The organism is Nonomuraea insulae (genome assembly GCF_042656245.1).
Genome location: NZ_JBHSPA010000073.1, coordinates 84,785 through 102,602, shown reverse-complemented (window position 1 = coordinate 102,602; position 17,818 = coordinate 84,785). Strand labels below are relative to the sequence as shown.

The window sequence follows — 17,818 nt, the reverse complement described above, 5'->3', positions numbered from 1 at the left end:
GCGGCCTCTTGCCGTTCCTTGCCGAATTGTCATTCCCTGCCGAATTGTCATGCTTCGCCGGGTTGTCACTCCTTGCCGGGGAAGCGCATGATCACCGTGCTGCCGCCGCTGCCCACGCGCAGGGTCAGGTCGGAGGAGAGCAGGCGGGCCACCCACAGCCCCATGCCGCCCACGGAGCCTGGCATGGGGCCCGGCTTCCACGCCCCCTCGTCGTGCACCTCGACGACGAGGTCCCCGTTGACCGCCCATGTGCGGATGGTGGCCCGTCCGGCCCCGTGGGTGACGGCGTTGGTCGCGACCTCGTTGACGGCGATGACGAAATCGCCGATGGCCTCTTCCGGCATGCCGAGAGCGCCGGCTTCGTCCTCGGCGAACTGACGGACCTGAGGTAGATCCGGCAGCCGGAAGCGGCGCTCTTTCACGGGCACGCCGGGTGGCGGACTCGTGTAGCCCGACTGGGGCTCGACGTCCTCGTTCACCCGGCGACCGCCCTTGTCAGCCGACCAGCTCGGTGCGCAGCTGGTCGAGAACCTTGCGAAGTATGCGTGAAACATGCATCTGGGAGATGCCGAACTCGGCCGCGATCTCGGCCTGCGTCATGTTGCCGAAGAAGCGCAGCAGCAGGATGTGCTTCTCGCGGGAGGGCAGCGCGTCGATGAGCGGCTTGACGGCTTCCCTGTCGACCATGTTGCTCAGCGTGTCGTCGTCCTCCGGGATGACGTCTCCGAGTGAGGCGGCGTCGTCGTCGGTGCCGAGCGGCGCGTCGAGCGACAGCGTGCTGTACGCGGCCGAGGCGTCGAGCGTGAGCAGCACGTCCTCTTCGGTGATGTTCATCTTCGCGGCCAGCTCCGCCACGGTCGGCGACCTGCCGAGATCCTGGCTGAGGTCGGCCACCAGCCGGTTGAGCTCGGAGCGGCGTTCCTGGTAGAGACGGGGCACCCTGATGGCCCAGGTGCGGTCGCGGAAGTGCCGCTTGACCTCGCCGGTCATGGTCACGACCGCGTACCCCCTGAACGCGTGGCCCAGGGTCGGGTCGAAGCCGTTGACGGCCTTCATCAGGCCAACATATGCGGCCTGGAGGAGATCCTCCAACGGTTCGCCGCGGTAGCGGTAGCGCCGGGCGATCTCCATGGCGAGCGGCCTGTGCATCTCGACGATGCGCTCGCGCAGGCGCTCCCTGTGGCTGTCGGGCGTGGCTTCCCTGACCATCTCGGCCAGAAGTTCTTCCGCGGTCATCTCCTCGAGGATGTATTCCTGCACAGCCATCGCTGCTCCTCATATGGATCGCAGGCGGCCTCATCACAGGAAAAAGCCCATGCAGAGGCACGCCTCGCTCTAACTCTCGAGACCGAAGCCCTCTGCTGGACTTCGCCTCCAGTGTCCCCCATACGGCCGGAAGTATTCCTGGATCGCGCGGTGACAGTAGGGTTGCCCCGTGACAATGCCCGAGAACGGCGAGGAGCCATTGGCGGCCCTCCGCCTGACGTCGTCGACCGTGGACGAGATCACCGTGGTCAGGGTCGATGGCGTGCTCGACGCCACGACCCGCGATCAGTTCGCCGACTGCCTGACGATGACGGGCACTGATCTGATCCTTGACCTGGCCGGGGTGACGTTCATGGATTCACGGGCGCTGGGGCTCATCGTGCATCACTGGCAGACGAGCCTGGCAGCGGGCGGCAAGTTCGCGCTGATCGGGGTCGAATACTCCAAGTCCAAGGTGATGTGGATCACCGGGCTGGCGCAGCGCCTGCCGCTCTACGACACGCTGGACGACGCGCTGGCCGCCATCAAATAGGGCGGGTCAGCGCTTCGAGGACTTGCGCTGGTGCTCCTCCACCAGAAGCCTGGCCAGGTCGGCGACCTTGACCTGGTGGTGCTGGGAGATCCTGCGCAGCTCTTCGAAGGCGGCCTCGGCGGTGCATCCGCTGGTCTGCATGATGATGCCCTTGGCCTGGTCGATCAGGGAGCGTCCGGCCAGGGCCTCCTGGAGTTGCGCGGCGTCGGTGCGTACTTCCTCGAACTCCCACATGTTCGCCATGGCCACCCCGACCTGCTCGGTCAGCATGCCGGCGAGGGAGTGGGCGCCCTGGGGCGAGAAGGCCCCTGGCCGTACCGAGTAGAGCCCGACGACCAGCAGGGCCGGCGGCGCCTCGATGGGCACGGCCAGCACGGAGCGCACGCCCCAGCGGGTGGCCAGGGCTTCGTAGCGGGGCCAGCGGGTCTCTTTGAGCACGTCTGTGATGGTCGCGCGGCCGCCGCTCTGCCTGGCCTCGATGGACGGGCCCTCGCCGAGTTCGCGTTCGCCCTCGACGAGCATGATGAGCTCGCTGTGCGAGCCGGAGACGAGGACCCGGTGGTCGCGCCAGTGCTCTGCTGAGGAGCCCGAGCAGCCGGGTACGCCGGCCGTCAGTGCCGTGGTCAGGCCGCGGAGCACGCTCTCTGTCGAGGTGCCCTCTCCCAGCCGTCCGAGGGTCGCGAGGTCGCGGGCAAGTCCGGGAGTGATCATCGCGGTCGATTCCATAGCAACAAGGCTCTACCCCTTATGGCTAGCATTATCCCGAGTGGCGTAGCGTTCAGACCATGACCATGCCGGACCTCGAACACGCGCTGGACGCGCTGACCGGGCGCGTCTCGTCGCTACGTGAAGCGAGGGCCGCCTATCCCGCCGACCTGGCGCCGACGCTCGACGCGGCGCTCGCCGAGCTCGACACCGCCGCCGAACTGCTGGCTGAGGCGCGCGAGGAGCTGCGCAAGGTCCCCAAGCGGGCGGGGGGCAAGAAGGACGGGGCGCAGCGGGAGCTGAAGCTGCTGCGGCAGGTGTTCCGGGCCTTTCCCGTGCCCGTCATCGTGCTCGACGGCGGCGGCGTGGTCAGGCGGATCAACCCCGAGACCTCCCGGGTGCTCGGCAGCCCCGACGGCTACCTCGTGGGACGGTCGTTTCCGCTGCTGGTGGACGTGTCGCGGCGGGCGGCGTTCCGTTCGCATCTGACGTCGGTCCTGCAGACCGGGCAACCGTCGGCGTTCGAGACGCGGCTGGCGCACCAAGGGCGCACGCACACTGTGCAACTCGCGTTGACCAGGCTGACGATGCCGGGCGAGCCGCAGCAGATGGTGGCGGCGGTCGCGCTGCCGACCGAGGTGCAGTTGCCCGAGCCGGGCGCGCGGCGGCCCGAGCAGACCGACGGCGCGCTGCTGCTGGAGACGGCCAAGCGGCAGGACCTGCTGGTCAGGATGGCCAGGTTGCTGCTCGACGAGGAGGCGCTGCTGCGGCCCGTGGCGCTGCAGCGGGCGACGCGGCTGCTGGCGGCCGAGTGGGCCGACTGGGTGATCGCCGACGTGGTGCGTGACGGCGTGCCGCGCCGCTCGGTCGTCATGGCGCCGAAGAACCATCCGCTGGGTGAGCTCGTACGGCAGGTGGAGGCCGCCGATCCGGCCGGCAGCCAGGTCGTGGTGCAGGTGCTGGAGCGCGGCTCCGGCGTGGTGCAGGAGATGCTGGACGACGAGACGCTGCTCGGGTTCTGCGCCGACGGGCCGGTGCTGACGACGATGGGCGCGGGCTCGATGGTGTGCGTGCCCATCGGCCGCTCCGACGGCGTGCTGACGCTGGTGCGCACGCACGACAGGCCGCCGTTCTCGCTGGCCGACCTCGCGATCATGCAGGAGGTGGGGCTGCAGATCGGCCTCGCCGTACGCGCTCAGACCAGCTTCCAGATCCGCTCCAGGGCGGCGGACGCGCTGTCGGCCAGCGTCGCCCCGCGCAACCTGCCCGACGTGCCCGGCTACGAGGCGGCCGCCGTCTACCATCCGGGTGCGTCGGTGGGCGCCGAGTTCTACGACGTCTTCCCCGTCTCGGGCGGGTGGGGGTTCGCGCTGGGCGGGGCGGCGGGCAAGGGCGAGGAGGCGGCCTCGGTCAGCGCCATGGTACGCGGCGGGCTGCGGGTGCTCAGCGCCTGGGATTCCGACCCCGACCTGGTGATGCGCAAGGTCAACGAGGCCCTGGTCACGCAGGGGACCGGCATGTTCGTGATGGCCGTGGCGGGGTTCGTGAAGGGCCGCGAGATCCATCTGTCGTCGGCCGGGCACCATCCCGCCGCGCTGTTGCAGCCCGACGGGCGGGTGCGCTTCGCCGCGGGCGGCGGGGTGCCGCTGGGCATCTCCCCCGAGGCGGAGACCGGGGTGGAGCGGCTGACGGTCGCCCAGGGCGAGACGCTGTTGCTCTATTCGGAGGGCCTGGTCTCCTCCAGGGACGAGCGGGGCGAGCCGTACGGCGAGGAGCGGCTGGCCGACGTGCTCAGCCGGTGCGCGGGTCAGGCGCCCTCGACCGTGGTCAAGGCGGTGGAGGCGGACAGGCACGCGTTCTCGGGCGGCGTGGTGTGGGACGAGATCGTGGTGTTCGCGCTCCGTGGTGTCTGATCTGCGGGGGTTTGCGATCGGCGTGAACCTGGGTATTGTCGGAATCATAGAACGACGTGCCTAAGACGCAGGCACACCTGAAGGCTTTCCACGCTGAGGTGTGCCATGAATATCGCGATCGTCGCTTCCGCCAACGGTAACCAGCGCCACCGCATCCTTTCCGTCGCACGTGAGCTGGGGCGCGAGCACCACGTCACCATCTACTCCCGCCGTGACAACGCCGAGGGCAAGCCCAAGACGCGGGTGGCCCCGGGAGTCACGCTGGAGCACATCGAGGTGGGCCCGGCCTGCGAGCTCACCAGTGACGACGTGGTCCCGTACCTGAACGAGGTCGGCGACCACCTGATGACGCGGTGGAGCCAGGACCGGCCCGACGTGATCCACGCCCACTCGTGGACCGGCGGACTCGTCGCCGTGGCGGCGGCCAAGGGGCTCGGCGTACCGGTCACGCAGACGTTCCACCTGATCGACGCCACGCACATGCAGCTGGAGCGGGCGCTCGGCCGCCGGGCCAACGCGGTCATCGCCGGGTCGGGCGACGAGGAGTCGGCGCTCATCAGGCTGGGCGTGCCGCGCGGGAACATCGCGGTCGTCCCGTATGGCGTGGACACCGAACGTTTCCAGCGCCGCGGCGCGATCGCCACCCGCGGCACCCGCAAGCGTCTCCTGCACGTGGGGCCGCTCACGATCGACCGGGGCGCACACACCATCGTGCGGGCCCTGCAGGGGCTCGGCGACGTCGAACTCGTCATCGCCGGCGGGCCGGAGCCCGAGGACCTGGACGGCGACAGGGACGCGCGCCGCCTGCGCGCGCTGGCGGAGCAGCTCGACGTGGCCGACCGCGTGACGCTGCTCGGCCAGGTGAAGCGGGCGGCGGTGCCCAAGCTGATGCGCAGCGCGGACGCAGTGGTGTCGGTGCCGCGCGAGGCCGGGACGGGGATCGTCGCGCTGGAGGCCATGGCCTGCGGCGTGCCGGTGATCGCCTCGTCCGTCGGCGCGCACCTCGACTCCATCATCGACGGCGTCACCGGGCTGCTGGTGCCGCCGGACCGGCCCGCGCGTACCGCGCGGCTGGCCCGCGAGCTGCTGTACGACCCGACCCTGCGCACCGCGCTGGGCTACGCGGGCGCCGACCGGGCCCGCTCGCGCTACTCATGGGAGCGGGTGAGCCAGGAGCTCGTACGGGTCTACGAGGCGGCCTGCGCCTGACCTGTCTCCCACACTCCGGCAGGTGGCATCAGCCACCTGCCGGCACCATTTCCACACGATCGGCATCCTGACCACGGTGAGCCGCGGCCGTGAGGCTTTGACCCGTACGTTGCTCGGTGCGCCCAAAGTGACAGATGGGGTGTTATCAGAGTGAAATCTTTGCTTCGATGGTCCGCATGTCCAAACGCAGCACGATCGTGGCGGCGGTGGCGCTCGCCGGCGTCGCCGTCCTTCCCCAGACCGCGCACGCGCAGACCCAGAGCTGGGGAGCCCCCGTCCTCGTGGAGAACTTCAACGGCTCCTCGATCAACACGAACAAATGGATGATCTACCACTCGCCCCAGGCCGGACACAACCCCCGCACAGGAAAGGCGTCCTCGGTCTCCGGCGGCGTGCTGCGCCTCAAGGGCGGTATGTACGGCGGCAAGGACCTGTCGGGGGGTGTGGCGACGAAGCTGGCGCAGGAGTACGGCCGGTGGGAGGTCAGGTTCAAGGCGGAGGCGGGCGCCGGGTACACCCCGGTGGCCCTGTTGTGGCCGACCTCGCAGGGTGAGGACTCCGACTATTCCGAGGTCGACTTCGCCGAGATCGTGGACCCGAAGCGGCGGGGTGGCGGCATCTTCGTCCACGGCGGTCACGGCCGCGCCCAGCGTCAGCTCCGGGCCGACTTCACCCGGTGGCACACGATGGCGGTGGACTGGCTGCCGGGGCGGCTGACGTTCTGGCTGGACGGGAAGCGGCTCTGGGACTATCGGGGCTCGTACGTGCCTTCTGGGCGGAAGATGGGGCTGGCGCTGCAGAACGACGTGGTCTGCGAGCCGCGCTGCCGCGACTCCGCCACGCCTGACACGGTCTCGATGTACGTGGACTGGGTGAAGGTCTACAAGGCCAGGTAGCTGAGCCGATGAGTTTGTGTCGGTCCTGAGGTCTACATTGGCGGCCATCGAGAAGGAGTCAGCCAATGACCGAGTCCAAGACCCACACCCTTGAGGTGCCCGGCGCCACCCTCGCCTACGACGTGCGGGAGGCCGCGGCGAGCGGCGAGCCGATCCTGCTGCTGATCGGTTCGCCGATGGACGCCAGCGGCTTCACCGTCCTGGCCGGGCATTTCGGTGACCGCACGGTGGTGACCTACGACCCGCGCGGCACGGGCAGGAGCGAGCGGAGCGACGGGCTCGCCGAGTCCACGCCCGACCTGCACGCCGACGACCTGCGGCGGCTGATCGACGCCCTCGGCGGCGGGCCCGTCGACGTCTTCGCCAGCAGCGGGGGCGCCGTCAACGGGCTGGCGCTGGTGGCGCGGCATCCCGGGCTGGTGCGCACGCTGGTCGCCCACGAGCCGCCCGCCGCCCAGACCCTGCCCGACCGGGAGGCGGCGCTGGCCGCCGTGCAGGACATTCGCCGCACCTACGACCGCGACGGGTTCGGGGCGGCGATGGCGAAGTTCATCGCGGTCACCGCGCATCAAGGCGAGATTCCCGCCGACTTCGCCGACCGGCCCGTGCAGGAGGTGCCCGGGCTCCCCGCGGACGACGGGTCGAGGAATGACGTGATGTTCGCGCAGAACCTCATCACCTGCACCCATTACGAGCACGACTTCGAGGCGCTGCGCGCGGCCTCGGCCCGCGTCGTGATCGCCGTCGGGGCCGAGTCGGAAGGGCAGATGGCGCGCCGCTCGGGCGAGGCGATCGCCGCGCGGCTCGGTGCCGAGCCGGTCATCTTCCCTAGCCACCACGGCGGTTTCCTCGACGCCACGTTCGGGATGGCAGGCGAGCCGGAGGCCTTCGCCGTCACCTTGCGCCAGGTCCTGGACGCCTAGGACGAGCACCACCGTCATGTTGTGCCGGGTCCTGGACGCCTAGCACGTTGCGTCAGGTCCTGGCCGGCCTAGGACGGCACCAGTCTGGCCGCCTTGAGCCCCAGGTGCACGGCCAGGCGGTCGTCGCCGTCCGACAGGTCGCGGTGGGTGAGGCGTTCGGCCTTGCCCAGCCGGTAGTAGAGCGTCTGGCGGTGGATGCCGAGCTCGGCGGCCGTCTTCTGGACGTGGCCGCCGCGGTCGAGGTAGATCTCGACGGTCTGGGCCAGCTCGGGGTTCAGCGCCGCCGTCTCGGCCGCCAGCTCGCGCAGGTCCGCCTGGCTCAGGCGGGCCAGCAGGCGGTGCACGCCCAGGTCCTCCCAGCGGGCGATGGGGGCGTGGCGGGGGAAGTGCTCGGCGATGCGCAGCGCCTGGCGGGCCTCGCGCCAGCTCAGCCAGGCCTCGGCCGGGTCGTCCCTGGGGGCGCCGATGCCGGCGGCGGTGCCGTACGCGCTCTGCACCGTTCGCGCCGCCTCGCCGGCCAGGTGGGCGGCGGCGAGCAGGGCGACCGGTGAGCCGGGGCGGGCCAGGACGCCGCGCGGGAGCGTCCAGAGGGCGGCCACGCGTTCCTGCGACTCGCGCACGGCGATGGCCGTGACCGGGCCCGGCACCTCGATCTGGGCGCCGGCGCGTTCCTCGGGGTCGGGCGAGAGCAGGGCGCGCAGGCCGCGGCCGACGTCCTGCCTGCTCCTGGCCTCCTGGGCGAGCGCGGCGGCGGCCCTGGCGACGAGCGGCGCGGCGGCGCGGAGGGTGTCGTCGGTCAGTTCGCCCGAGTCGAGCAGCCACAGGTAGCCGTAGGTGACATCGGCGTGGCGCAGCGGCCAGCAGACTCTGGCCAGGACCTTGAGCTCGGCGTCGGCGGGGATCCTGACCGGGCCGCCGGCGCGGGCGATGCCGTAGCGTTCGAAATAGTCGCGCACCTCCCCCGTGGCGCGCCGGCGCAGGATGGACTCCTGACGGACCGTGTCGATGTCACCGTGCTGAGCGCCGTAGGCCAGCAACCGGAACGAGCGGTCCTCCAGCGTCGCGGACGCCCCCAGCCGGGCGGCGATCTCGTCGACGATCTCTTGTAGGTCTGCCGAGTTGTGCATTTGTACGACAGCCTGCCACACCACGCGTTACGCGCGTCGATGGCCCCCTCTGAGCTGCTGTTTCTACACTATGAGCATGCTGGGTCAACTGCTGCTCGCCGCTTCAAGGAGCGGTGTCGTACGCCGTACCGTGGCGGGCTTCCCGCCCACCAAGAAGGTCGTGAAGCGGTTCGTCGCGGGCGAGAGCGTCGAGGAGGCCCGCGACGCGATCGAACGGCTGCGCGACGCCAAGCTCGCCGTGACCGTCGACCATCTCGGCGAGGAGACGCTCGACGGGCGGGCCGCGGAGGCGACCGCCGACGCCTACATCACGCTGCTCCAGGCGATCAGGCCGCTCGGCCTCGGGCCCAGGGGCGAGGTGTCGGTGAAGTTGTCGGCCGTCGGGCAGCGGCTCGACGACTCTATGGCTCTGGAGCACGCCCGCGAGATCTGCGCCGCCGCCGCGGCCAACGGCTCGACCGTGACGCTCGACATGGAGGACCACACCACCGTCGACTCCACGCTGACGATCCTGCGCAAGCTGCGCGAGGACTATCCCGCGACGGGGGTGGCGATCCAGGCGTACCTGTTCCGCAGTGAGCAGGACTGCCGCGACCTGTCCTCGGAGGGCTCACGGGTACGCCTGGTCAAGGGCGCCTACCGCGAGCCCGCCACCGTCGCGCACCAGGGCAGGACCGCCGTGGACAAGGCGTACGCGCGATGCCTGCGGATCCTCATGGCGGGCAAGGGCTACCCCATGGTGGCGACGCACGACGACCGCATGATCGCGATCACGGAGCTGCTCGCCGACCGGTTCGGACGGGCGATCGGCGACCACGAGTTCCAGATGCTCTACGGAATCAGGACCGACCGGCAGGAGGCCCTGGCCGGGGCCGGTCACACGGTTCGCGTCTATGTGCCCTACGGCGACGACTGGTACGGCTACTTCATGCGCCGGCTGGCGGAGCGCCCCGCCAACGTCACCTTCTTCCTTCGTGCCCTTGGGGGTAAGTGAAAAATGGATGCCATCAGCAACGTCCCCGTGCCCGCTAACGAGCGCATCTACGGTTACGCGCCCGGCAGCGCCGAGCGGGCCGCGCTGGAGGACCGCATCAAGGAACTGGCCGGGTCGTCCCTTGACCTGACCATGACCATCGGCGGCGAGCAGCGTCTGGGCGGCGGCGCCCCCATCGACGTCGTGCAGCCGCACAACCATGCCTCCGTCCTGGGCCGTGCCAACGACGCCACGGCCCAGGACGTGCGGGACGCCGTCGACGCCGCGCTCCAGGCGGCGCCGCTCTGGCGGGCGCTGTCATTCGACGAGCGGGCGGCGATCTTCCTGAAGGCGGCGGACCTGCTGGCGGGCCCGTGGCGCCAGACGCTGAACGCGGCGACCGTGCTGGGGCAGTCGAAGTCGGCGCAGCAGGCGGAGATCGACGCGGCCTGCGAGCTGATCGACTTCCTGCGGTTCAACGTGGCCTACGCGCGTCAGCTCTACGCCGACCAGCCGATCTCGTCGCCCGGTGTGTGGAACAGGATGGAGTACCGGCCGCTCGAGGGTTTCGTGCTCGCGATCACGCCGTTCAACTTCACCGCCATTTCCGGAAATTTGCCGACTTCGGCGGCCCTGATGGGAAATGTCGTTGTCTGGAAGCCTTCGCCCACCCAGCAGCTCGCCGCGCACCTCACGATGCGGCTGCTGGAGGCGGCCGGGCTGCCGCCCGGCGTGATCAACCTGGTCACCGGCAACGGGCAGGCCGTCTCGGAGGTCGCGCTCGCCCACCCGGCGCTGGCCGGCATCCACTTCACCGGCTCGACCGCGACGTTCCAGCACCTGTGGCGCACGATCGGCACGAACATCTCCGCCTACCACGGCTACCCGCGCATCGTCGGGGAGACCGGCGGCAAGGACTTCGTGCTCGCCCACCCCTCCGCCGACCCGGCGGTGCTCTCGACGGCGCTGATCAGGGGCGCGTTCGAGTATCAGGGGCAGAAGTGCTCGGCCGCCTCGCGGGCGTACGTGCCGCGCTCGGTCTGGAACCGCATGCGTGACGACTTCGTCGCCACCGCCGAGTCGCTGACCGTGGGCGACGTCGCGGCGGACCTGTCGACGTTCATGGGGGCGGTCATCGACGGCCGGGCGTTCGCCAAGCACAAGGAGGCGATCGACCGGGCGCGGGCGGCCTCGAACATCGACGTGCTCACCGGCTCCTACGACGACTCCACCGGCTACTTCGTCAAGCCGACGATCCTGGAGTGCGCCGACCCGGCCGACGAGATCTTCGTCAAGGAGTACTTCGGGCCGATCCTCGGCGTGCACGTCTTCGAGGACCGCGACTACGACACGGTGCTCGACCAGATGGAGGGCATCGCCCCCTACGCGCTGACCGGCTCCGTCATCGCCCAGGACCGCTACGCGATCGCCGCCGCCTCCGAGCGGCTGCGCTTCGCGGCGGGCAACTTCTACGTCAACGACAAGCCGACGGGCGCCGTCGTGGGCCAGCAGCCGTTCGGCGGCGCCCGCGCCTCGGGCACCAACGACAAGGCCGGCTCGATCTTCAACCTGACCCGCTGGGTGAGCGCCCGCGCGATCAAGGAGACGTTCGTGCCCGCCACCGACCACCGTTACCCGCACATGGGCTGATTTCCGCCCATCTTCGGCGAGAGCCCCCGGCCTGCCCCGGGGGCTCTCGGCGTATCGTGCGCCGGGTGATCGATCATTACCGCGCCCTCTTCCAGCGGTACGGGTGGCTGGAGGACCGGCTCCGCTGGATCGTCGTGCGGCCTCTGGACGAGGAGCTCACGGTCGACGACCTCTTGTGGCGGCTGAACGGCGGCCGCGATCCCGAGCACCGTGTCGTGCGGCATCCCAGGGAGGCGCCCTCACTGGAGGACCGACCACTGTTCTTCCTCTTCGAGGACGCGGGAGCCTGGGGCCTGTTCGAGTTCGGCCACGGCTTCGTCCTGCCGGACGACGCCCTCGCGGAGCTCAGCGAGGGGGCCCGGCTGTGGATGACGAGCTGGCACTTCAACGGCGGCTGGACGCTGCTGTACGCCGCCGACGGCCGGATCCGAGCGTGGACGCGCGACTTCGTCTTCACCGAGTTCCGGAGCGAGGACGGCGATCCGAGCGTCCTGGCCGGCTTCCGCGGCATGCTCGACGGCCTCGGCCCCGAGGACTTCCAGGGCAGGCGCGCCGCGGCGCTCGCCTTCATCGAGGAGTCGGCCGGGCTGCGGCTCGAAGGCGACTGGCTGGACGCGGACGAGGCCACCGCGATCATCCTGGACGGGCCGTCCGTGGCCTAAAGTGCAATAAGTGCGTCGTTGACGCCATGACGGGCCCGCGACCAGCATGGAAGGCATGCAACGACGGGTTCTGATCGTCGTATTCCCCGGTTTCCAGCTCCTCGACATGGCCGGACCGGCCGACGTGTTCGGGACGGCGGCACTGCTGCGGCCCACGGACGGTTACCGGGTCGAGCTGATCGCCGTGAATCCCGGGGCCGTGACGGCCGGGAACGGGGTCACGGTCACGGCCTCCTCGCTGGGCGAGGCCGCAGGGCCGGTCGACACGTTGCTGGTGGCCGGCGGGTTGTCGGTGCCCGAGCAGGTGGCCGACCGTGAGCTGATCGCGGGCATCGCCCGGCTGGCCGCGGGGGCGCGGCGGGTGGCGTCCGTGTGCAACGGGGCGTTCCTGCTGGCCGAGGCCGGGCTGCTGGACCACCGGCGGGTCACCACGCACTGGCTGGTGGCGGGTGAGCTCAAGAGCCGCTACGACCGCGTCGAGGTCGACGCCGACCCCCTCTACATCGAGGACGGCGACGTCTGGACCTCCGCGGGCGTGTTGTCGGGCGTGGACCTGGCGCTGGCGCTGGTGGCCAGGGACCACGGCCACGCGCTCGCCAGGACCGTCGCCCGCGGCCTCGTGGTCTATCTGCACAGGCCGGGAGGGCAGAGCCAGTTCAGCACTCCGATGCGGGCCATGACGCCGCGCAGCGAGCCGCTCAGGGAGTTGCAGGCCTACATCGACGCGAACCCGGCCGCCGACCTCAGCGTGCCCGCGCTCGCCGCGCGCGCCCGGATGAGCGAGCGCCACTTCTCACGCGTCTTCACCGAGCAGACCGGCCTGTCCCCCGGCCGGTACGTCGAACGCAGCCGGGCCGACACCGCCAGGCGGCTCCTGGAGGTGACCGGCCTGCCGCTGGACGCGGTGGCCAGGGAGTCGGGGCTCGGCCGCCCGGAGACGCTCTACCGGGTCTTCCGGCGGCACTGGCGGGTCTCGCCGGGCGACCACCGGCGCAGGTTCCAGTCGAAGGAGAGGTAAGCACATGAACGTCGTCATCCCGCTCTATCCCCGGTTCACGGCGCTCGACGCGGTGGGCCCGTACACGGTGCTGGCGTTCGCGCCGGGCTGGACGGTCACGTTCGCCGCGGCCGAGGCCGGGCCGGTCACCGACGACCAGGGCACGCTCACGCTGATGGCCACGGCCTCGTACGCCGACGTGCCGGCGCCGGACGTGATCGTGGTGCCCGGCGGCCCCGGCACCCTGGACGTCCTGGAGGACGAGGCCCTGGTCGGCTGGATCAGGCAGGCGCACGAGCACACCCGCTGGACGACCTCGGTGTGCAGCGGCTCGCTGCTGCTCGGCGCGGCCGGGCTGCTGCAGGGGGTCAAGGTCACGACCCACTGGGCCATACTCGAGTTCCTGACCCGCTACGGGGCCGAGGCCGTGAGCGAGCGGGTGGTCGGCGAGGGGAAGATCGTGACGGCGGCCGGGGTGTCGGCGGGGATCGACATGGCGCTGACGTTGCTGGCGCAGGCGACCGACGTGGAGACGGCGCAGAGCGTGCAGCTCGCGATCGAGTACGACCCGCGGCCGCCGTTCTCCTGCGGCTCCCCGAAGACGGCCCCCGAGGGCATGGCCGCGCGCGCCCTCGGCCTGATCAGCTGAGATACCGAACAGCCCCTCGTCCCTCCAGCCCGGGACGAGGGGCTGCCCCTTCCTGGCCCTATGTCCGGAGGGCCAGGAGGTCACTGTCCGGGTAAGGGCCGCGGCGCCGCCGAACCATTGCCCGCTCCGACGGCGGCGCCGCGCCCAGCATCCCGGCTCGCAGCACCCCTGGGCGAGCCCCCGCCGGCCGCCCATCGGAGCGTCCTCGGCCCGCCCTTGGAGCGTTCCAGGGGGCCGGGAGCGGTACGGGTCCCGAATCCACGGTCCGTCCGCCGCCCGCGCCGGTGCTGCGTGCCATGCTCTGTCTCCTTGGCCGGTGGAGGGGGTTGCTGGTGAAACGGCCGGAGGTTGCTGAAGGAGGCTATGGGGTGGCGTGAACCCCTGGCTTCAGGGCGGGACCTAGGGAAATCCCTAGGTTGTGATCGCCACGGGTACCCGGGCCCTCAGTCCCGGCGGCCGGCGCCCAGCGGCAGGACGTCGAAGTGGACGACCACGTGCCCGGCGGACTCGGGCGGATCCTGCCTGCCGTCCGACGCCGCCCGATAGCGTTCCAGCACCTCGAACACCTCATCCCGCATCCGCGCCGTCTCCTCGGGCGTGAGCCTGAGCGACCGCCGCCCGTACGTGCTCACCTCCACCCACTCCTCCGGGGCCTCGGCGGACTCCTGGCGCCAGCGGGCCAGTTCGGCGCCGCGGCGGCGTACCAGATCGTCGAGCAGGTACTCCATCGCGCCGGCCGTCTCGGCGTCGTCGTCGGCGGCGGGCGGCTCGCCGTAGGAGAAGCCGCCGGGCACCACGCGCCAGTACTTCTCCTTGCCGCGCCCCATCCCCCGCACCACCTCGATCATGCCGTGCTTGGCCAGCTCCCTCAGGTGGTAGCTGGTCGCCCCGGTGTTCTGGCCGAGCAGCCCGGCGAGCCCGGTGGCGGTGGAGGGGCCGTGCTCGTCCAGGAGTTCGTAGATACGCAGTCGCAGCGGGTGAGCGAACGACTTCAGGGCGTTCGCGTCGAGCGTACGGGCGGAAAAGCTCTTGATCTGCATCGCTGTGCAAGCCTATCTTTGCAAAGAAACTTATGCACACTTTCCCTTACACACTAGTCGGAGTCGGGCATGGTACGTCTTGGGCGATCTTTCTGGTTCCTGTGGTCCTCCACCGCGTCGTCCAATCTCGCCGACGGCGTGCTGAAGGTCGGGGCGCCGCTGCTGGCCGTGTCGTTGACCCGCTCCCCCACCCTGGTGTCCCTGGTGGGAGCGGCGGCCACGCTGCCGTGGCTGGCGCTGGCGCTGCACGCGGGCGCGATCGCCGACCGGGCCGACCGGCGCCGCGTCATGGTGCGCGCCAACCTCGCCCGCGCCGTCATCCTCACCGCCGCCACGACCCTGGCGGCCCTCGGGCTGCTGAACCTGTGGCTCCTGCTGGCCGCCGTGCTCCTGGCCGGCGTGAGCGAGGTCTTCGCCGACCTCTCGGCGCAGTCCATCCTCCCCATGGCCGTCTCCCAGGACGATCTGACCAGGGCGAACGGCCGCGTCTCCACCGCCCAGATGATCGGCAACGACTTCGTCGGCGCGCCGGTGGCCGGCCTGCTCGTCGTGTCGCTGCCCGCCGTGCTCTTCGGCGCCCCCGCCCTCCTGTACGGGGTCGCCGGGCTGCTCCTGCTGGGCATGCGCGGCACGTACCGGCTGCGAGCCGCCGCCAAGAGGCCGATACGCGCGGACATCGCCGAGGCGCTGCGTTACCTGTGGTCGCACCGGGTCCTGCGGGCCCTGGCCATCACGGCCGGGCTGCTCAACCTGGCCAACGCCGCCTACTTCGCCGTCTTCGTGCTGTGGGTGGTCGGGGACGGGTCGGCGATGGGGCTGGGGCCGGGCGAGTACGGGCTGATGACCACGGCCTTCGCCGTCGGCGCGGTCTTCGGGTCGCTGCTGGCGGGGCGGGCCGCGGCGATGTTCGGGGAGTTCAGGACGCTGGTGGGAAACTGGCTGATCAGCAGCCTGCTGCTCCTGGTGCCGGTGATCGTGCCGTCCGCCTGGACGCTCTATCCCACCGCCGTGTTGTGGGGGCTGGTGGGCGCGGCGGGGAACGTGCTGGTCATCTCGACCCGGCAGCGGCTGATCCCGGCGGAACTGCTCGGGAGGGTCAATTCGGCATACCGGCTCGTCGGGATGGGCGGGATGCCGCTCGGGGCGGCCCTGGGAGGCGTCGTGGCCGAGTTCGCGGGGCTTGGAGCCGTGCTGGTGGGCGCAACGGGAGTATGTTTGGCAGCAGTCGGACTCGTGTGGCGCGCTTTGTCAGATCAAATTTCTGGGCCTCTGACCTGCAAACCTACACTTTCCGACATATCCAGATCACGTTAGGCACCCTACAGCCTGTGCTGAGGTGACATGATTATCCCCGAGCTTTGAGGGGATGGTATGCGGGAGATCGGCGGACGGTACCTCCTGAATGAGGAGGCCGGTCGTGGGGGTATGGGAGTCGTCTGGCGGGCGTTCGATCAGCTCCTCCACCGTACGGTGGCGCTTAAGGAGCTGACCTTGGCCGGAGAGGCCGAGATGGTGCGCCGCCGGGTGCTGCGTGAGGCCAGGATGGCTGCCGGGCTGACGCATCCCAACATCGTCACGGTGCATGACCTGATCGAGGAGGGTGGCAAGCTCTGGATCGTGATGGAGTACCTCGACGGGCTCTCATTGCACCAGTTGCTCTCCCAGGTGGGCACGCTGCCCGCGCAGTCGGTGGCGGCCATCGGGCAGCACCTGCTCGCGGCCCTGCGCACCGCCCACCAGGCCGGCGTCCTGCACAGGGACGTCAAGCCCGCCAACGTCATGCTGACCGGCGACCGGGTGGTGCTGACCGACTTCGGCATAGCGACCGCCGAGGGCGACATCCGCATGACCACCTCCCGGCGGCTGCGCGGCACCCCGGCGTTCATGGCCCCCGAACGGCTGCACGGGGGGCCGGCCAGCAAAGAGGCCGACATGTGGTCCTTCGGAGCCACCCTCTACAGCGCCATCGAAGGCCAGCCGCCCTACCCGGGGCAGGACGCGGCCACGGTGCTGGGCATGGCCCGCAGCGGCCCCTACCCACCGCCGCGGCGGGCCGGGGTGATGCGGCCCCTCATCGAAGGCCTCCTGCACCACGACCCCGTGCGGCGCTTCACGCCCGAACAGACGGCGGGCTTACTCGCGGGCATGCGCGCCAGCGCCTACCAGGCAGCCATCTGACCTTCCCCTCCTAACGGCGGGATGGCCGGACCACGGTGCGTCGACCCCTGTCGCGCTCTCCACCCTGCACCAACGGCTCAGCACCGCCCCTTCGCGCCGCCCACCACCGACCGACCCCTTCGCGCCGCACAACACCCCACCGCACCGGCGCCACGTGCCCCGAGCGGGCGCGGCACTGGAGCCCGAGCGGCCGCACGACGCCGGGCGAACCGCGCGTGACGCCGGGCGAACCGCACATGGCACTGAGAACCGCGCATGACGCTGGGCGAACCGCGCATGGCGCCGGGCGGGCCGCGCGCGAGCAACGGCCCACAGGCGGAAGTGCGCGGGCGGAGGCGCTTAGTCTTGTTTGGCGCGGGCCTCGGCCTCGGCGGCGTCCATGGCGGCCGCCTCCTCCGGGGTAGGTGCCGAGCCGCCGAGGTGGGCGGGTTGCCACCACACCCCCGGCGGCACCTCGGGGTAGGTCCGCTGCGCCCGGTCCACCAGCTCCGACAGCCGCACGTGCAGGTCGGCCGCGTGGTCGTTGACGTTCTCGCCCCGCTTGGGGTGGATGGGCTCCCCCACCAGGATGGTGAGCGGGATGTGCCGTTGCAGGAGGTTGCGCGGCCGGCCCTTGGTCCACATGCGCTGGCCACCCCACAGCGCCACCGGGATGATCGGCACCTTCGTGGCCTGGGCCATGCGGATGGCGCCGTTCTTGATCTCCTTGACGGTGAACGAGCGGCTGATCGTGGCCTCGGCGAAGACGCCCACCACCTCGCCCGCCTTCAGCATGCGCAGCGCCGTGGCGTACGAGCCCGCGCCCGCCCCCCGGTCCACCGGGATGTGGTGCATCCCGCGCATCAGCGGCCCCGAGATGCGGTGGTCGAACACGTCCTGCTTGGCCATGAACCGCACCAGCCGCTTCGACGGCAGCGCGGCGAACCCGGCGAAGATGAAGTCGAGGTAACTGATGTGGTTGCTCACGAGCACCGCCCCTCCGGTTCTCGGCACGTGCTCGGTCCCTTCCATGTGGAAGCGGACGTCGAGCACGCGAAAGAGGGTCCGCGCGGCGGCGATCACCGGCGGGTACACGATCTCAGCCATGAGCAGAAGGTA

General features: G+C 70.7%; 18 protein-coding genes. 12 read left to right on the top strand and 6 right to left on the bottom strand.

Annotation, left to right across the window (positions count from 1 at the left end):
- Nucleotides 1-65 precede the first annotated feature (65 nt).
- Together ACFPZ3_RS50275 and ACFPZ3_RS50270 are read right to left on the bottom strand one after the other, a co-directional pair.
- Nucleotides 66-479: an ATP-binding protein gene (locus ACFPZ3_RS50275; protein ID WP_379521542.1), complete on the bottom strand. Its 414-nt coding sequence runs from the start codon at nucleotides 477-479 to the stop codon at nucleotides 66-68.
- Between the two features lie 16 nt (nucleotides 480-495).
- The gene (locus tag ACFPZ3_RS50270; protein WP_379521541.1) at nucleotides 496-1,266 is read right to left on the bottom strand and encodes a SigB/SigF/SigG family RNA polymerase sigma factor; all 771 of its coding nucleotides are present in this window, start codon (nucleotides 1,264-1,266) and stop codon (nucleotides 496-498) included.
- 175 nt (nucleotides 1,267-1,441) lie between these two features.
- Here ACFPZ3_RS50270 and ACFPZ3_RS50265 point away from each other — a divergent pair, with 175 nt between their 5' ends.
- Entirely contained in the window at nucleotides 1,442-1,798 is a 357-nt protein-coding gene (locus ACFPZ3_RS50265) for an STAS domain-containing protein (protein ID WP_379521731.1), read from the top strand.
- Between the two features lie 6 nt (nucleotides 1,799-1,804).
- On the opposite strand, the gene ACFPZ3_RS50260 is transcribed toward ACFPZ3_RS50265, so the two are convergent.
- Complete coding sequence (locus ACFPZ3_RS50260) at nucleotides 1,805-2,524, bottom strand: ANTAR domain-containing protein (RefSeq protein ID WP_379521540.1); 720 nt, start codon at nucleotides 2,522-2,524, stop codon at nucleotides 1,805-1,807.
- Nucleotides 2,525-2,583: 59 nt separating this feature from the next.
- On the opposite strand from ACFPZ3_RS50260, the gene ACFPZ3_RS50255 reads away from it, so the two are divergent.
- The 4 genes from ACFPZ3_RS50255 (at nucleotide 2,584) to ACFPZ3_RS50240 (ending at nucleotide 7,444) form a co-directional block, all read left to right on the top strand.
- Nucleotides 2,584-4,416 (top strand): SpoIIE family protein phosphatase, encoded by a 1,833-nt coding sequence (locus ACFPZ3_RS50255; RefSeq protein ID WP_379521539.1) that lies wholly within the window; start codon nucleotides 2,584-2,586, stop codon nucleotides 4,414-4,416.
- A 105-nt stretch (nucleotides 4,417-4,521) separates the two neighbouring features.
- Nucleotides 4,522-5,625, top strand: coding sequence for a glycosyltransferase (locus ACFPZ3_RS50250; RefSeq protein WP_379521538.1), 1,104 nt, complete (start codon nucleotides 4,522-4,524; stop codon nucleotides 5,623-5,625).
- A 176-nt stretch (nucleotides 5,626-5,801) separates the two neighbouring features.
- A complete protein-coding gene (locus ACFPZ3_RS50245) occupies nucleotides 5,802-6,521 on the top strand; it encodes a glycoside hydrolase family 16 protein (protein WP_379521537.1) in 720 nt (239 codons plus the stop codon).
- A 65-nt stretch (nucleotides 6,522-6,586) separates the two neighbouring features.
- Nucleotides 6,587-7,444, top strand: coding sequence for an alpha/beta fold hydrolase (locus ACFPZ3_RS50240; RefSeq protein ID WP_379521536.1), 858 nt, complete (start codon nucleotides 6,587-6,589; stop codon nucleotides 7,442-7,444).
- A gap of 68 nt (nucleotides 7,445-7,512) precedes the next feature.
- On the opposite strand, the gene ACFPZ3_RS50235 is transcribed toward ACFPZ3_RS50240, so the two are convergent.
- Nucleotides 7,513-8,571 (bottom strand): PucR family transcriptional regulator, encoded by a 1,059-nt coding sequence (locus ACFPZ3_RS50235; protein ID WP_379521535.1) that lies wholly within the window; start codon nucleotides 8,569-8,571, stop codon nucleotides 7,513-7,515.
- Between the two features lie 76 nt (nucleotides 8,572-8,647).
- Here ACFPZ3_RS50235 and ACFPZ3_RS50230 point away from each other — a divergent pair, with 76 nt between their 5' ends.
- The 5 genes from ACFPZ3_RS50230 to ACFPZ3_RS50210 all read left to right on the top strand — a co-directional run bounded on the left by ACFPZ3_RS50230 (nucleotide 8,648) and on the right by ACFPZ3_RS50210 (nucleotide 13,502).
- Complete coding sequence (locus ACFPZ3_RS50230; RefSeq protein ID WP_379521534.1) at nucleotides 8,648-9,565, top strand: proline dehydrogenase family protein; 918 nt, start codon at nucleotides 8,648-8,650, stop codon at nucleotides 9,563-9,565.
- A 3-nt stretch (nucleotides 9,566-9,568) separates the two neighbouring features.
- On the top strand, nucleotides 9,569-11,194 hold the full coding sequence (gene pruA, locus ACFPZ3_RS50225; protein WP_379521533.1) for an L-glutamate gamma-semialdehyde dehydrogenase: 1,626 nt from the start codon (nucleotides 9,569-9,571) through the stop codon (nucleotides 11,192-11,194).
- Between the two features lie 65 nt (nucleotides 11,195-11,259).
- A complete protein-coding gene (locus ACFPZ3_RS50220) occupies nucleotides 11,260-11,856 on the top strand; it encodes a hypothetical protein (RefSeq protein ID WP_379521532.1) in 597 nt (198 codons plus the stop codon).
- 55 nt (nucleotides 11,857-11,911) lie between these two features.
- Entirely contained in the window at nucleotides 11,912-12,874 is a 963-nt protein-coding gene (locus ACFPZ3_RS50215; RefSeq protein ID WP_379521531.1) for a GlxA family transcriptional regulator, read from the top strand.
- 4 nt (nucleotides 12,875-12,878) lie between these two features.
- A complete protein-coding gene (locus ACFPZ3_RS50210; RefSeq protein WP_379521530.1) occupies nucleotides 12,879-13,502 on the top strand; it encodes a DJ-1/PfpI family protein in 624 nt (207 codons plus the stop codon).
- 443 nt (nucleotides 13,503-13,945) lie between these two features.
- On the opposite strand, the gene ACFPZ3_RS50205 is transcribed toward ACFPZ3_RS50210, so the two are convergent.
- Nucleotides 13,946-14,542 (bottom strand): ArsR/SmtB family transcription factor, encoded by a 597-nt coding sequence (locus ACFPZ3_RS50205; RefSeq protein WP_379521529.1) that lies wholly within the window; start codon nucleotides 14,540-14,542, stop codon nucleotides 13,946-13,948.
- A 69-nt stretch (nucleotides 14,543-14,611) separates the two neighbouring features.
- On the opposite strand from ACFPZ3_RS50205, the gene ACFPZ3_RS50200 reads away from it, so the two are divergent.
- Together ACFPZ3_RS50200 and ACFPZ3_RS50195 are read left to right on the top strand one after the other, a co-directional pair.
- Nucleotides 14,612-15,856 carry an MFS transporter gene (locus ACFPZ3_RS50200; protein WP_379521528.1) on the top strand — a complete coding sequence of 415 codons (1,245 nt, stop codon included), beginning with the start codon at nucleotides 14,612-14,614 and terminating at the stop codon, nucleotides 15,854-15,856.
- 57 nt (nucleotides 15,857-15,913) lie between these two features.
- Nucleotides 15,914-16,720 carry a serine/threonine-protein kinase gene (locus ACFPZ3_RS50195; protein ID WP_379521527.1) on the top strand — a complete coding sequence of 269 codons (807 nt, stop codon included), beginning with the start codon at nucleotides 15,914-15,916 and terminating at the stop codon, nucleotides 16,718-16,720.
- Nucleotides 16,721-17,059: 339 nt separating this feature from the next.
- Here ACFPZ3_RS50195 and ACFPZ3_RS50190 read toward each other — a convergent pair whose 3' ends face one another.
- Nucleotides 17,060-17,806 (bottom strand): lysophospholipid acyltransferase family protein, encoded by a 747-nt coding sequence (locus ACFPZ3_RS50190; RefSeq protein WP_379521526.1) that lies wholly within the window; start codon nucleotides 17,804-17,806, stop codon nucleotides 17,060-17,062.
- Nucleotides 17,807-17,818: the final 12 nt, after the last annotated feature.